At 35.7% G+C, this 12,738-nt stretch carries 16 protein-coding genes; 9 read left to right on the top strand and 7 right to left on the bottom strand.

Annotation, left to right across the window (positions count from 1 at the left end):
* Window positions 1-20: 20 nt before the first annotated feature.
* Window positions 21-1,070 (bottom strand): uroporphyrinogen decarboxylase, encoded by a 1,050-nt coding sequence (gene hemE, locus TY13_RS12920; protein ID WP_042476650.1) that lies wholly within the window; start codon window positions 1,068-1,070, stop codon window positions 21-23.
* 206 nt (window positions 1,071-1,276) lie between these two features.
* Here hemE and TY13_RS12925 point away from each other — a divergent pair, with 206 nt between their 5' ends.
* Window positions 1,277-1,783, top strand: a complete 507-nt coding sequence (locus TY13_RS12925) for an antibiotic biosynthesis monooxygenase family protein (RefSeq protein ID WP_042476652.1) — start codon at window positions 1,277-1,279, stop codon at window positions 1,781-1,783.
* Window positions 1,784-1,926: 143 nt separating this feature from the next.
* Here the strand turns inward: TY13_RS12925 and TY13_RS12930 are convergent, their stop codons facing one another.
* Together TY13_RS12930 and TY13_RS12935 are read right to left on the bottom strand one after the other, a co-directional pair.
* Window positions 1,927-3,111, bottom strand: coding sequence for an ABC transporter permease (locus TY13_RS12930; protein ID WP_042476655.1), 1,185 nt, complete (start codon window positions 3,109-3,111; stop codon window positions 1,927-1,929).
* A complete protein-coding gene (locus tag TY13_RS12935; protein WP_042476658.1) occupies window positions 3,095-3,844 on the bottom strand; it encodes an ABC transporter ATP-binding protein in 750 nt (249 codons plus the stop codon). The genes TY13_RS12930 and TY13_RS12935 overlap by 17 nt, the downstream gene beginning before the upstream one ends.
* A gap of 114 nt (window positions 3,845-3,958) precedes the next feature.
* Here TY13_RS12935 and TY13_RS12940 point away from each other — a divergent pair, with 114 nt between their 5' ends.
* The 6 genes from TY13_RS12940 (at window position 3,959) to TY13_RS12965 (ending at window position 7,331) form a co-directional block, all read left to right on the top strand.
* Window positions 3,959-4,372, top strand: a complete 414-nt coding sequence (locus TY13_RS12940) for an HIT family protein (protein ID WP_042476662.1) — start codon at window positions 3,959-3,961, stop codon at window positions 4,370-4,372.
* Between the two features lie 117 nt (window positions 4,373-4,489).
* On the top strand, window positions 4,490-5,017 hold the full coding sequence (locus TY13_RS12945; protein WP_042476665.1) for a tryptophan transporter: 528 nt from the start codon (window positions 4,490-4,492) through the stop codon (window positions 5,015-5,017).
* A gap of 281 nt (window positions 5,018-5,298) precedes the next feature.
* The gene (locus TY13_RS12950) at window positions 5,299-5,673 is read left to right on the top strand and encodes a YtxH domain-containing protein (RefSeq protein ID WP_042476668.1); all 375 of its coding nucleotides are present in this window, start codon (window positions 5,299-5,301) and stop codon (window positions 5,671-5,673) included.
* 173 nt (window positions 5,674-5,846) lie between these two features.
* Window positions 5,847-6,395 (top strand): HTH-type transcriptional regulator Hpr, encoded by a 549-nt coding sequence (locus tag TY13_RS12955; RefSeq protein ID WP_042476671.1) that lies wholly within the window; start codon window positions 5,847-5,849, stop codon window positions 6,393-6,395.
* 138 nt (window positions 6,396-6,533) lie between these two features.
* A complete protein-coding gene (locus TY13_RS12960; protein ID WP_042476674.1) occupies window positions 6,534-7,076 on the top strand; it encodes a DUF3267 domain-containing protein in 543 nt (180 codons plus the stop codon).
* 69 nt (window positions 7,077-7,145) lie between these two features.
* Window positions 7,146-7,331 (top strand): hypothetical protein, encoded by a 186-nt coding sequence (locus TY13_RS12965; RefSeq protein WP_042476677.1) that lies wholly within the window; start codon window positions 7,146-7,148, stop codon window positions 7,329-7,331.
* 142 nt (window positions 7,332-7,473) lie between these two features.
* Here the strand turns inward: TY13_RS12965 and TY13_RS20220 are convergent, their stop codons facing one another.
* Complete coding sequence (locus TY13_RS20220; RefSeq protein WP_074432965.1) at window positions 7,474-7,581, bottom strand: YjcZ family sporulation protein; 108 nt, start codon at window positions 7,579-7,581, stop codon at window positions 7,474-7,476.
* A gap of 151 nt (window positions 7,582-7,732) precedes the next feature.
* Here TY13_RS20220 and TY13_RS12970 point away from each other — a divergent pair, with 151 nt between their 5' ends.
* Window positions 7,733-8,578 (top strand): peptidylprolyl isomerase, encoded by an 846-nt coding sequence (locus TY13_RS12970; protein WP_042476681.1) that lies wholly within the window; start codon window positions 7,733-7,735, stop codon window positions 8,576-8,578.
* A gap of 91 nt (window positions 8,579-8,669) precedes the next feature.
* Here the strand turns inward: TY13_RS12970 and TY13_RS12975 are convergent, their stop codons facing one another.
* Window positions 8,670-9,008: a zinc ribbon domain-containing protein YjdM gene (locus tag TY13_RS12975; RefSeq protein WP_042476684.1), complete on the bottom strand. Its 339-nt coding sequence runs from the start codon at window positions 9,006-9,008 to the stop codon at window positions 8,670-8,672.
* A 225-nt stretch (window positions 9,009-9,233) separates the two neighbouring features.
* Between TY13_RS12975 and serC the strand changes: the two genes are divergently transcribed.
* On the top strand, window positions 9,234-10,313 hold the full coding sequence (gene serC / locus TY13_RS12980) for a 3-phosphoserine/phosphohydroxythreonine transaminase (protein WP_042476686.1): 1,080 nt from the start codon (window positions 9,234-9,236) through the stop codon (window positions 10,311-10,313).
* Window positions 10,314-10,375: 62 nt separating this feature from the next.
* Here the strand turns inward: serC and TY13_RS12985 are convergent, their stop codons facing one another.
* Window positions 10,376-11,779 carry an alanine/glycine:cation symporter family protein gene (locus tag TY13_RS12985; protein WP_042476689.1) on the bottom strand — a complete coding sequence of 468 codons (1,404 nt, stop codon included), beginning with the start codon at window positions 11,777-11,779 and terminating at the stop codon, window positions 10,376-10,378.
* A gap of 211 nt (window positions 11,780-11,990) precedes the next feature.
* On the bottom strand, window positions 11,991-12,338 hold the full coding sequence (locus TY13_RS12990; RefSeq protein ID WP_042476693.1) for a DUF6176 family protein: 348 nt from the start codon (window positions 12,336-12,338) through the stop codon (window positions 11,991-11,993).
* Window positions 12,339-12,738 lie beyond the last annotated feature (400 nt).

Raw genomic sequence — 12,738 nt, forward strand, 5'->3', positions numbered from 1 at the left:
GTCACCTCTTCTAAAGTTACTTATCCGCGCTTTGCAATTTGCTTACGGCTATATTCATGAATAAATGTTGTTAAGCGTTTTAAGACCGCTGGATCGACTTCAGGGAATACGCCATGACCTAAATTGAAAATATGCCCTGGTGTTTCTAAGCCTTGATCAATAATATCCTTAGCTCTCGCTTCAAGGACATCCCAGTTCGCTAACAGCATTGTTGGGTCTAAATTCCCTTGAACAGGCTTTGTAATCCCTTTAGCACGTGCTTCTTGGATAGATAAACGCCAATCCAAGCCTACTACGTCAATCGGCAAATCATGCCACTCGTTCACCAAATGGCTTGCGCCTACACCGAATTGAATAAGCGGTACATTTAATTTACGTAGCTCGCTAAAAATACGCGTCATAACAGGCTTAATAAAGATGCGGTAATCAGCTACATTTAATGCGCCTACCCACGAATCGAAAATTTGAATCGCCTTAGCACCCGCTTCAACCTGCGCTGTAATATCTACAATAATCATATCTGCAAGCTTGTCCATTAAAGCAAACCATGCTTGTGGCTCTGACACCATAAATGATTTCGTTTTCGCATAGTTACGTGAAGGGCCGCCTTCAATCATATAGCTTGCTAAAGTAAATGGCGCACCACCAAAGCCAATTAACGGTACGTTCAATTGCTCTTGTGTTAGCATTTTAATTGTTTCTAGCACATAAGGTGTGTGCTCCTGTGCATTAAATTCCCCTAGTTTTTCTACATCTTGTGCTGAACGAATCGGGTTAGAAATAACAGGCCCAATACCAGCTTTAATTTTTACATCCACACCAATCCCTGGTAATGGCGTCACAATATCCTTATAAAGAATCGCAGCATCTACGTCGTATTGCTCTACAGGTAAACGCGTTACATAGGCACATAACTCAGGCTGCATTGTAATTTCTTCAAGTGAATACTTCTCTTTAATTTCACGATATTCAGGCTGCGAACGTCCAGCTTGTCGCATATACCATACTGGTGTATATTCTGTGCGCTCACCACGTGCCGCTCTTAGCAATGTATCATTTAATGTTTTCATATCAATTTTAAATTCCTTTCCCCTCAAATATAAAAAAATATTTTAAACGATTGATACCCATTATCAATAGTAAGCTGTCCACAACCTATTGTATAGTTTTCTTATTAAAATGTCATAAAAATGTTGTTTCTATAAGCACTGTTTTGACAAAGATTGTTTCAATAGCTTTAAATGAAGGTAATAATGTAAAACGGAGGCGATTAAATATGTATATTTATTTTACATCGGGTACAGCTGATTTTATGGAAAAAGTTCGGGCGAAAAAAGTGAATGAAGCAATTTTTATTATGCATGGTGAAGGCAATACGGTGCTTTTACAAGAAAGCGACAAAAAAAAATCTGTTTTTGCGGTACCACGCAAATATGAGGTGTTAGATGCTGTAGGTGATTTACAGCAAAAAGGCTATTTTGTCATGAATAATATTCCCGTTTCTGATGAAGGGCGCCCTGTTTTTGAACATCGCTTTTTAAATCGGGCTGGTGCAATCGAGCAGGAGCCTGGCTTTATCGCGTTCAGATTACTTCGACCATTAGACTCTGATACGTATATAGTTTTAACGCAATGGGCAGGACCAGCATCTTTTGAAGCATGGCAATCCTCGCAAGCCTTTAAAAAAGCTCATAGCGAGCGGCCAGCCACATCACCTGCACAAAATATTTTTAGTGGCAAGAGCTATGTGACAAAATATAGCGCACCAGTAGATGAGGAATAACAGCCTGAGCACGAGTTTTCGATAAACTCGTGCTCATTTTAGTTTTATTCTATGTTTTTTGAGTTTTATTCCACGATTTCATAAGTTTATTCCACGTTTTTTGGGTTTTATTCCACGTTTTCAGCAGTTTATTCCACGTTCCCTTATTTCTTCGACAACCGTAGCGTTAATTCACTAACAATAATCACAATAACTGGAATAACATAAAAATATGGCTGCATCATTGCACAAAGTGTTACAATGATTGCTTGCACAACACTTGTGATACGCAGCAGCTTTTCAACAGCTTGTGAGCGCTGTGTCGGAGCAATTGGGAACAGCATATCCATACGAAACTCGCTATTTGATAGCAATGCTACCTTTAACTGCAATGTTGTTGCAAAGGCAAGTGCAGCTACAACAATCCACGCAACAATCGCAATATCAACAAACGCTGTAATAATTGCAGCAATTGCTGTTAAGCGTACCCATAAATAAAAATGATCGTCCGTACGAATAAAAGTACGGAACACCAAATAAAGCTGTGTATTTTTTCTAGCGAAAGGAATCCATTTATAAACGCTATCTAACCAAGCTCGATGACGAATTGTACCTCGCAAATGCGGCACGTCTGTAAAATAGTTCGCAAAGCGGTAAAAACGCAGCATTCGATTTTGCTCTAGACGCACAAAATGCTCGTATGGTACAGGCTGCCCTGCAGTACGTTTTTGTAGAGACATCTTATAAGCAAAGAACAATACTAAATAAATAGCAGCTACATATATACTAGATGTTAAAGCTGTTTCAATCGCTAAAATTGATAATACCCCACGCGCTAATCGATCAATTGCAATTGCCTGTCCACGATTAGCAAAGCGATAATTAAATTCGATTACTACATTTAAATACTTTAAAATAATGATAAAGGCTAGACCCAGCCAAACTTGCTGTGACGAAAGCTCTGTCACCGTATTTAAAAGCGGTATCGCAACAATATAAACAACAGCAGGTATAATAAGCTGTGACCAAAACGTCCACTTCACAGCCTTTTTAAAATAAGCAGGCATCTGTGTTTCTAGTGGCAATAAATACACTTGATCGGGCTCTCTAATAAGCGTTGTTGGACGACTAAATGCTAGTAAAATGCCAACAACAGCAGCTACTAGCCATTCAGCAGGAAAGCTAGCTGGCGCTACCTTTAACCATTCGCTATATTGATAGCCGGCCGCTCCTGCTACAAAAACGAAAACAATCGCAATATGCCCAGTTACAATAAAGCGCATATATTTTTGCACTTCATTTACATAATGAAGGAAGCGCTCCTTCCATATATTATGCATGTTGTTCATTGTCCTGCTCCTTCGTCATAGCGATATATAAATCGTCTAAGCTCGCATTTGGCATATTAAAGGCTGCACGCAAATCGTCCATCGTTCCTTGTGCTCGCACACGTCCCTCATGTAATAAGATAATGCGATCACAGTATTTTTCTGCCGTTGATAAAATATGTGTTGACATTAAAATTGAAGCGCCTTCTTGCTTCTTTGCATCCATTTGCTCTAAGAGTGATTGTATACCAAGTGGATCTAATCCAACAAAAGGCTCATCGATAATATAAAGAGGAGGATTGATTAAAAATGCACACATAATCATCACCTTCTGACGCATCCCCTTTGAAAAATGCGACGGGAACCAATTTAAGCGCTTCTCCATTCTAAATTCCTTTAATAAAAAATCAGAGCGCTCCTTCAAAGTTTTTTCATCTAAGCCATAAGCCATCGCAGTAAGCTCTAAATGCTCTTTCAACGTTAGCTCATCATATAAAATAGGCGTTTCGGGAATATAAGAAAAGGACTTTCTGTAGTTGTCCATGTTTTCTTTTAAAGTTACACCATTTAAACGTATCTCCCCATCTTGTGGTAAGAGCGTGCCTATAATATGTTTAATTGTCGTACTTTTCCCTGCACCGTTTAGTCCAATTAAGCCAACTAATTCCCCTTTTTCAATTGTAAAAGATAAATTTTTAATAACAGGCTTGCGTGTATAACCACCTGTTACATTCGATACTTGTAAAATTGTCATAAATGTCACTCCTATCTCTTCCCTTAGTTTAACAAAAATAAGCAGAACAAGCAGTCTATATATGCTAAAATATATGTACAATTTGATTATTTTATATGAAGGAGTGTTAAAACGATGAGTGATTGCTTATTTTGTAAAATTATTGACGGGTCTATCCCAAGCACTAAAGTGTATGAAGACGAGCATGTTTATGCCTTTATGGACATTATGCCATTAACAAAAGGTCATACTTTATTAATTCCGAAAAAGCATTGCCGCGATTTATTTGAAATGCCAGAGGATGTGGCAAGCCATTTATACGCAGTAGCACCAAAAGTAGCAAAGGCGATTCAATCAGCATTTAATCCTGTTGGTTTAAACACTATAAACAATAACGGAGCTGCTGCTGGACAAACTGTTTTCCATTATCACCTACACCTCATCCCACGTTACGATGAGAACGATGGCTTGCGCTTAGTTTGGACAACAACGCAGCCTTCTCAAGAAGAGCTAACAGAGGCTGCTGGAGCTATTCGAGAATTCATTTAAACTTTTTATTGCTTTTTACTAAACTTATCCTTACAATCAAATATAAGTTTTCGCTAATAGCAACGAGTGCATATTAGGAAAACGCCAAATTAGATGAGCTTAGAGGAGACGAGACAGATGAATACAAAAAATTTAGTATTAATGGCACTTTTAGTTGGGATTGGTGCCACGCTTTATGTGATTATTCCAGGCTTTAATGGTGGCATGAAGCCAGACTTTATGCTGACAATGATGTTTATCGGCATTGTGCTATTTCCAACATTCAAGGAAACATTTTTATTATCGCTAGCTACGGGCGTGCTTTCTGGACTTTTTTCAACATTCCCAGGTGGTTTCGTACCGAACATTATTGATAAGGCAGTAACAGGCTTTATTTTTTTAATAATCGTGCTTATTTTGCGTCATGCAGTACAAAAAACTGCTGTAAATATTGGCTTAGTAGCTGTTGGAACAATTATTTCTGGATCGACATTTTTAGCAATGGCGTTATTGTTAACGGAAGTTCCAATTAATTTTTCAGTATTATTTGCAACAGTCGTATTACCAGCAACAGCTTTAAACACAATTGCGTTCTTAATTATTTTCCCGATTATTTGCAAATTATTAAAACGTTCAAACTTTAAAACATCCGTATCACATGCGTGAATAGAAGCTAAGAAAGTACAAATGTACTTTCTTAGCTTTTTGCATTTCTCAGGATTAACATACCCAAAGAAAATACATACTATTGTGACAGTCTCAAAAAATATTCCTTTTTGGATTGTCATAGCTTCTATATTAGATAGTTGCAGTAAACTCTTTGTTCCTACGGTTACCCATCGCACGGGCGTATCTCAAAATTGCTTTTCAGACACGTCCATGTAATGATTTAATATAATGTATGAGCTAACATGCTTATTATTGAATAGTTAAAGGAGAGATGCTTTATGAAAGCGAAGCCATTTTTAATCGGGTTAACTGCTGGTATTGTTGGTGGTGCTATTGCTACTATTTTATCCACTCCACAATCGGGCAAAGAACTCCGAACTAATATTACGAACTTCTCAGCCAATGCAAAAGAGAGATTAAACGATGTCAATTTTAAAACAAAAAACACCAAACAATCTTTGAAAAATTTATCAAATGAGGTTAAAAACAATATCCCACAAATAATAAAAGAATTATCTCAGTCATTAACAAGCTTTAAACAGCAAATTGAACCAGAAACAGCTCTGTTAAAACAAGAAATCGAGGGATTACAGAAATCTATTAGCGAAATCGAGCAAAATGTATCTCAATTCACCGATAAAGACAAAAAATAATTTTAGGTATTAAAAACTATTTTATGAAATAAAAATATTTAAAACTATATTATTTTTAGTACTTTTCAGCTTTTCTTTTTATTAATTTAATTATTTTATTTTTCAAACTTTAAACTTTTTTCTTTTATTGCTATAATATTTTAAAGTTGCATTGAAAGAAGAAGGTGAATATTTTGTCCGAACAATTATATACAACTAAAGAAGCGATGCTTTATAGCCAAAGAACCGCTCAACTGTCCAAAGCGTTATGGAAAGCTGTTGAAAAAGACTGGCAACTCTGGATTAAACCATATGATTTAAATATTAATGAACACCATATTTTATGGATTTCATTTCATTTGCAAGGTGCGTCTATTTCAGATGTTGCAAAATTTGGCGTAATGCACGTTTCTACAGCTTTTAATTTTTCGAAAAAATTAGAAGAGCGTGGCTTATTAAAATTTTCAAAACGTGATGATGACAAACGCAATACATATGTTGAGTTAACCGAAGCCGGCTCACAGCTAATTATGCAGATGAATGAACATTATCATGATACACCGCACTGTATTCTAGATGGCTCCCTACCTTTAAGAGAGCTATATGGTAGATTCCCAGAGTTTTTAGATGTTATGGCGGTTGTTCGAAATATTTATGGCGATGATTTTATTAAAATTTTTGAACGTTCATTTAAAAATTTTAAAGATAATTTCGATCAAGTACACTCGTCTTCCCAACTATAGTACGTCTTATAGGCAAAGCGATAATGGCTTTGCCTATTTTTTTGTGCATTGAATTGAAAAAATAGCTATTGATTCACTTTTTCTTTAAAATAGTTATACTGTTAACATATCTATTATAAATTAGAAAGAAGGTGCGTTATGCACTGCTGGAAAACAATTAATATTGTCTCTGAATACGGCATTGTACGGCTGACATTATTAGCTGTCCTAACATTTGTTGCGATTTTTTGCTCGTCTTATGCAATTACAAGCTTACAATTCCGCGCTCCACATACGGATCAATATTTATTTTTATTTTTTATAGCAATTTTCATTTTATATCCAGCCCATAAAGCAAGTCATTATATAGCCTTGTTAAAATACCGAAAAAAAGTAAAATTTCGCTTGAGGGCTACGTTCCGTGTCATTCCTATTATTCGATTACGCTTAAAAGAGCCTATTCCTAAAAAACATTACGTACTCGCATTGCTTACACCACTTTTATTGCTAAATAGCCTGTTGCTAGCGATTGCGATTTATTTTCCTCAATACTCACACTATGCTTGCCTACTACTAGGTTTTCATAGTAGCATATGTTTAATTGATTTATTAAAAGCCAAATATTTATGGCATGCACCTGCAAATTCGTTAATTGAAGAAACACCGAAAGGCTATGAAATATTAGTACCACCCGGATTGTAGCTATAGCTTGTCTTATTAGTTATATATTTGGTATGCTTGACGATGAATCGAAAGAGAGGAGGAATAGGCTTGCTATTAGTAGTAATCATACTATTCTCTGTATTTTACTTATTCCAAATAAACCGCATGACCTATGCCCTTTGTATGCGTAAAGAAATTCCAGAAGAAAAGCAACCGAAAATCTTTCGTACGATTAATGTTCTTATAACGATTTTATTAGTTTCTTTTTATATGGAAGTATTGTTCACTTTTTAATGGCTTAAAAAGAGGAGATATTAGAGGAGTTAAAAATCCCCTAATATCTCCTTGCCACTTTGTTAACTATTTACAGAAAACATCGGAAGTTGCCTGAAAACACGCGCTAGCTTGCTTTTCAGGCAACCTCTTTTTCTTTTAATTAGTAAAGATATGCAGCACCGACAATGATAAGTAAAATGAATAATACAACGATTAGAGCGAAACCTGCGCCATAACCGCCGCCGCCGTTGTAGCCTCCACCGCCCATTGTGCTCCCTCCTTTCGCCTTTCTATCATCTATCGTATGCATCGCTTGCTTTAAATCTTAGGCACTTTTGGTATGCAACCATTTTGTTTTTTTTTCGTTTATGTTATAGTAACTAATGCATTCAAAAGAAAGTTAGGAGCGTATATTTCACATGAAAAAAACATTTTTAGCAATAACGTTAGCTGCTTCATTAGGATTAGCAGCATGCAGTAACTCAGGTAAGGAAGTAGTTGCTACTTCAAATTTGGGGGATATTACACAAGATGAATTTTATAAAGAAATGAAAGACATAGCAGGTAAACAACTATTACAACAAATCATGGTTGAAAAAATCTTAAATGACAAATACAAAGTAACAAAAGAAGAAATCGAAAAAGAATTTACTTCAATAAAAGAAGAAGCTGGTGAGCAGTTTGAAACAATACTTGCTCAAAATAGCCTAACAGAAGAAGGCTTAAAGGAAAATATTCGTGTCAACTTATTAAGCCAAAAAGCATTGGCAGATATGGAAGTATCAGATGAAGATGTCCAAAAATATTATGACCAAGCTAGCCAAGAATTAAAAGCTCGCCATATTTTAGTGAAGGACAAAAAAACTGCTGAAGATGCAATTAAACGCATTAAAGATGGTGAAGATTTCGCTAAAGTAGCAGAAGAGCTTTCAACTGACCCTGGTTCAGCTGCAAAAGGCGGAGACTTAGACTGGTTCTCAGCTGGTACAATGGTGAAAGAATTCAATGATGCTGCATATGCACTTGAATTAAATACATTAAGTGAGCCTGTAAAATCACAATTTGGCTACCATGTAATTGAAGTAACTGAAAAACGTGCTAAAAAGGATTACGGAACGTTTGAAGAGAAAAAAGACGAAATTCGTGAAAGCCTAAAAGCACAATATAGTATGGATGATGTAGTTGCAAAATTATTCAAAGATGCAAAAGTTGAAGTTAAAGACGCTGACTTAAAAGACGCATTTGACAAATTCTCAACAAAATAAGAGCTTAAAAAGCTGACAGGACAACAATATGTCCCTGTCAGCTTTTTGTACTTTTAAACTCTTAATCTACTCTCCCACAGCTCTACATGTACTAATTTTTCTTAACAAATTCAGACTTTAATTTCATTGCACCAAAACCATCAATTTTGCAGTCGATATTATGGTCACCTTCTACTAAGCGGATGTTTTTCACTCGTGTCCCGATTTTTAATGTAGAGGAACTTCCTTTTACTTTTAAATCTTTAATTACAGTGACTGTATCACCATCAGCTAATAAATTGCCGTTTGCATCACGAACAACTAGCCCTTCTTCTACAGCTACATCCTCTGTCGCAGACCACTCATAAGCACATTCTGGACAAACATACATTGCCCCGTCCTCATATGTATACGCCGAATTACACTTTGGGCAATTTGGTAAATTTTCCATTTAAATTCCTCCTTTACTAATCTCCTCTATACTGGCATATCCATTCAATAAATTCAAGCTATGCACTAATATTACTTGCTATAACTGATGAAACATTCGTGTTTTACACAAAAATTTCACTCTTTTTTGCTTTTTATAGAAGGAATTTTAAGAATTTTGCCATAATATTAAAAGAACAGTGTATTATATACTTATTCTTTCAATATAAAAAGGGAGTGTTTACATTTGAAACGTGTATTTAACTTTAATGCGGGTCCATCTGCATTGCCTTTAGAAGTGCTACAAACTGCTCAGGAGCAATTAGTTAATTTCAATAACACAGGTATGTCTATTATGGAGCTTAGCCATCGTAGTAAGGATTTTGAGCAAGTACATAATGAGGCAATCGAGCGCTTACGCAAAATTTACGCTGTACCTGACAATTATGAAATCATCTTTTTACAAGGTGGCGCAAGCTTGCAGTTTTCAATGATTCCGATGAACTTTTTACAGCCAAATAAACAAGCTGACTATATTTTAACAGGCGTATGGTCTGAAAAAGCATTGGAAGAAGCAAAGCTATTTGGGACACCTGTTGCAGTTGCCTCAACAAAGGACAATCATTATAAAAATATTCCTACAGCTAATCAAATTCGTTTTAACAATGATGCTGCATATGTGCATATTACATCAAATAACACAATTTACGGTACACAGTGGCAGGAATTCCCGACAACAACTGTTCCATTAATCGCAGATATGTCGAGCGATATTTTGTCAAAGCCAATTGATGTTAGCAAATTTGCACTTATTTATGCTGGAGCACAAAAAAACCTAGGTCCTTCAGGTGTAACAGTAGTTATTATTCGCAAAGATTTACTAGAAAAAACGAGTAGCAATATTCCTACAATGCTAAAATACTCAACATTTACATATAATAATTCTTTATATAACACACCGCCAACATTCGGAATTTATATGCTTGGGGAAGTGTTGAAATGGGTTGAAAAGCAAGGTGGTCTAGAAAATATCGCTGAGCATAACGAGGCTAAGGCTAAGCTAATTTACGATGCAATTGATGAATCGGGTGGCTTCTACATTGGACATGCAGAAAAAGAAAGCCGTTCGCTTATGAATATTACATTCCGACTAGCAGATGAGGAGCTAGAAAAGCAATTTTTAACTGAGGCTAAGGAGATGGGCTTCGTTGGCTTAAACGGACATCGCTCAGTTGGTGGCTGCCGTGCATCGACATACAACGCTGTACCTTATGAGACATGTAAAGCACTGGCAGACTTTATGATTAAGTTTCAGGCGAAGCATTAGTAAATTTCCACTATAAAAAAAGCTGTCGGACGATGTAAGTCTCGACAGCTTCTTCACTATTTTTATTTCCCTTTTTCCCAGCATTCTGTATTTTTTAAGCCTGAAATATTTTCAGCGTAAAAGACAGGGTCCTTCCCTTCGCGCTTTTGTTTTATATAGTCATTTAGCGCAGCAAAGGCAAATTTACTTAAGAGGAAAATAACGATTAAATTTGTAATAACCATAAGCCCCATAAATATATCCGCTAAATTCCATACCGTTTGAAGCTGTGCAACTGAGCCGAATAAAATCATCGCCAGCGCGCATACACGATAAATATTAATAAGCTTCTTACTATTTTTCACAAATGAAATATTCGTTTCACCATAGTAGTAGTTTCCTAAGAGAGAACTAAATGCAAATAAGAAAATAATAACTGCTAAAAATGTACCTGCCCATGAGCCAACATGTGAGCTTAGCGCCTCTTGTGTAATGACGATTCCTTCTAAACCAGGAATTAAATATACATCAGAACATAGGACGATAAATGCTGTCGCAGTACAGATTAAAAATGTATCAATAAAAACACCTAATGCCTGCATTAAACCTTGCTTTACAGGATGTGATACGTCCGCAGTTGCAGCAGCATTTGGCGTGCTTCCCATCCCCGCCTCTGTCGCAAATAGACCTCGTTGAATACCACTTTTCATCGCTACACCAATACCGCCGCCAATGGCCGATTCAAGACCGAATGCACTTTTTACAATTAACATTAACACATCAGGCATAATGCTAATATTTGTAATAACAACATAGGCTGCTACGATAATATAAACGATGGCCATTGGAGGTACGATTAATTCAGATACACGCGCGATGCTTTTTACGCCGCCAAAAATAATAATTCCTACAAGAATTGCTAAACCAATCCCAACAATTGTACGATCTAAGTGAAATGTATTATTAAAAGCTAGTGTCACCGTATTTGCTTGTACTGAATTGAAAATTAAACCGTACGTAATTGTAATTAAAATAGAAAACCAAATACCTGTTTTACGACTATTTAAACCTTTTTCCATATAGTAAGCGGGACCACCGCGGAACCCGCCTCTTCCATCTTTGATTTTATAAATTTGTGCTAAAGTACATTCTACAAAGCTCGTTGCTGCACCAACAAGCGCAATTATCCACATCCAGAAGATTGCTCCTGGTCCACCGATTGAAATAGCTAATGCAACACCAGCTAAGTTTCCAACACCAATACGAGCCGCCGCACTAATACAGAACGCTTGAAACGGTGAAAGCCCTGCCTTATCCTTCTTTCCACCCTTAGCAATGATACGAAGCATTTCTGTTAGCTTTGTAAACTGTACAAACTTTAATTTAAAAGTAAAGTAAATTCCTAATCCAATAATGACAAAAATTATAAACTTTGACCATAGCTCATCGTTAATAAGCTTGATTATATCGTTAAAAACGTCTATGATACGTCACTTCCTTTCTCTATTACGAAAAATTATAATAAAAAAGTATATTGTTCTCAATGCGTTTAGGAACAAACGGAAGCTTTCGTATATTTCGAATATTAGAATTAGAAATATATAGTTAAAGAAGATTGGCATCTACCTAGGCATTTTTATCTTATTTCAACTAGTCAGTCCAAAAAATCTGAACCAGAGTTAACCAAGCTATAATACTTTAAAAATCCATGCTTGCACGAACCTTTTGAGGGATCATTACAACTTCTGTTTTTAAATCAATAGAGCCATAGCTTGCATCGATACATTCATCCCAATATTGAAGATGCTTTTTGTCAATCCAATGTGTCGATTCTTCAACCTCTATTCCACCCTCACCGCGAACGGAGTACCAATACAAATACTCATCCCCATTTAAATGTTCTCGCAATATAGTTTCTACATACATTTTTTCGCCTTCAAGAGTGACAAGAACTTCATCCATATGCCTATTAAGAAAATCTAGCCATTCATCTACTTTGGTTGATTTCCCTTTTTTGACGCGATAACGCGTTAATTCCACCTTCATACCCATTTCTCCCTTCAATGATTATTTCGCACTATAAAAACATACTTGTTTATGATAAAAATTTACTTTAAACATTTAATCTAATTCAAAGTTTTTTAATATGTATTATCATCTGCCCTCCAAAATCAAATAACGATATCCCCCAAATCACAACTATAAACATTTATAATATAAATCTATGTAAATGTAAACAAATAAATAAAACATTTACAAAAAACTATTTCTCAATAGAACACAGTATATAAACATTGTTGATAAATAAGATAAAAATCCTGTACAAAATAATATTTTATTAAAAGTCAAAAGTTAATGTAATTCACTTGTTACAGCAGTATTCTTTATGAAATGTACAACATTATGATGAATTATTTTAAGAAGTATTTGCGAAATGAAAGTGTAA

Source organism: Bacillus ndiopicus (assembly GCF_000612805.1).
GTDB classification, from domain to species: domain Bacteria; phylum Bacillota; class Bacilli; order Bacillales_A; family Planococcaceae; genus Metasolibacillus; species Metasolibacillus ndiopicus.

Coding starts and splice junctions, on each gene's coding strand:
- TY13_RS12925 (WP_042476652.1), top strand. CDS start 1,277: ATGTATATTTATTTTACATCGGGTACAGCTGATTTTATGGAAAAAGTT.
- TY13_RS12960 (WP_042476674.1), top strand. CDS start 6,534: ATGCACTGCTGGAAAACAATTAATATTGTCTCTGAATACGGCATTGTA.
- TY13_RS12935 (WP_042476658.1), bottom strand. CDS start 3,844: ATGACAATTTTACAAGTATCGAATGTAACAGGTGGTTATACACGCAAG.
- TY13_RS12930 (WP_042476655.1), bottom strand. CDS start 3,111: ATGAACAACATGCATAATATATGGAAGGAGCGCTTCCTTCATTATGTA.
- TY13_RS20220 (WP_074432965.1), bottom strand. CDS start 7,581: ATGGGCGGTGGAGGCTACAACGGCGGCGGCGGTTATGGCGCAGGTTTC.
- TY13_RS12940 (WP_042476662.1), top strand. CDS start 3,959: ATGAGTGATTGCTTATTTTGTAAAATTATTGACGGGTCTATCCCAAGC.
- TY13_RS12970 (WP_042476681.1), top strand. CDS start 7,733: ATGAAAAAAACATTTTTAGCAATAACGTTAGCTGCTTCATTAGGATTA.
- TY13_RS12990 (WP_042476693.1), bottom strand. CDS start 12,338: ATGAAGGTGGAATTAACGCGTTATCGCGTCAAAAAAGGGAAATCAACC.
- TY13_RS12945 (WP_042476665.1), top strand. CDS start 4,490: ATGAATACAAAAAATTTAGTATTAATGGCACTTTTAGTTGGGATTGGT.
- TY13_RS12975 (WP_042476684.1), bottom strand. CDS start 9,008: ATGGAAAATTTACCAAATTGCCCAAAGTGTAATTCGGCGTATACATAT.
- TY13_RS12950 (WP_042476668.1), top strand. CDS start 5,299: ATGAAAGCGAAGCCATTTTTAATCGGGTTAACTGCTGGTATTGTTGGT.
- hemE (WP_042476650.1), bottom strand. CDS start 1,070: ATGAAAACATTAAATGATACATTGCTAAGAGCGGCACGTGGTGAGCGC.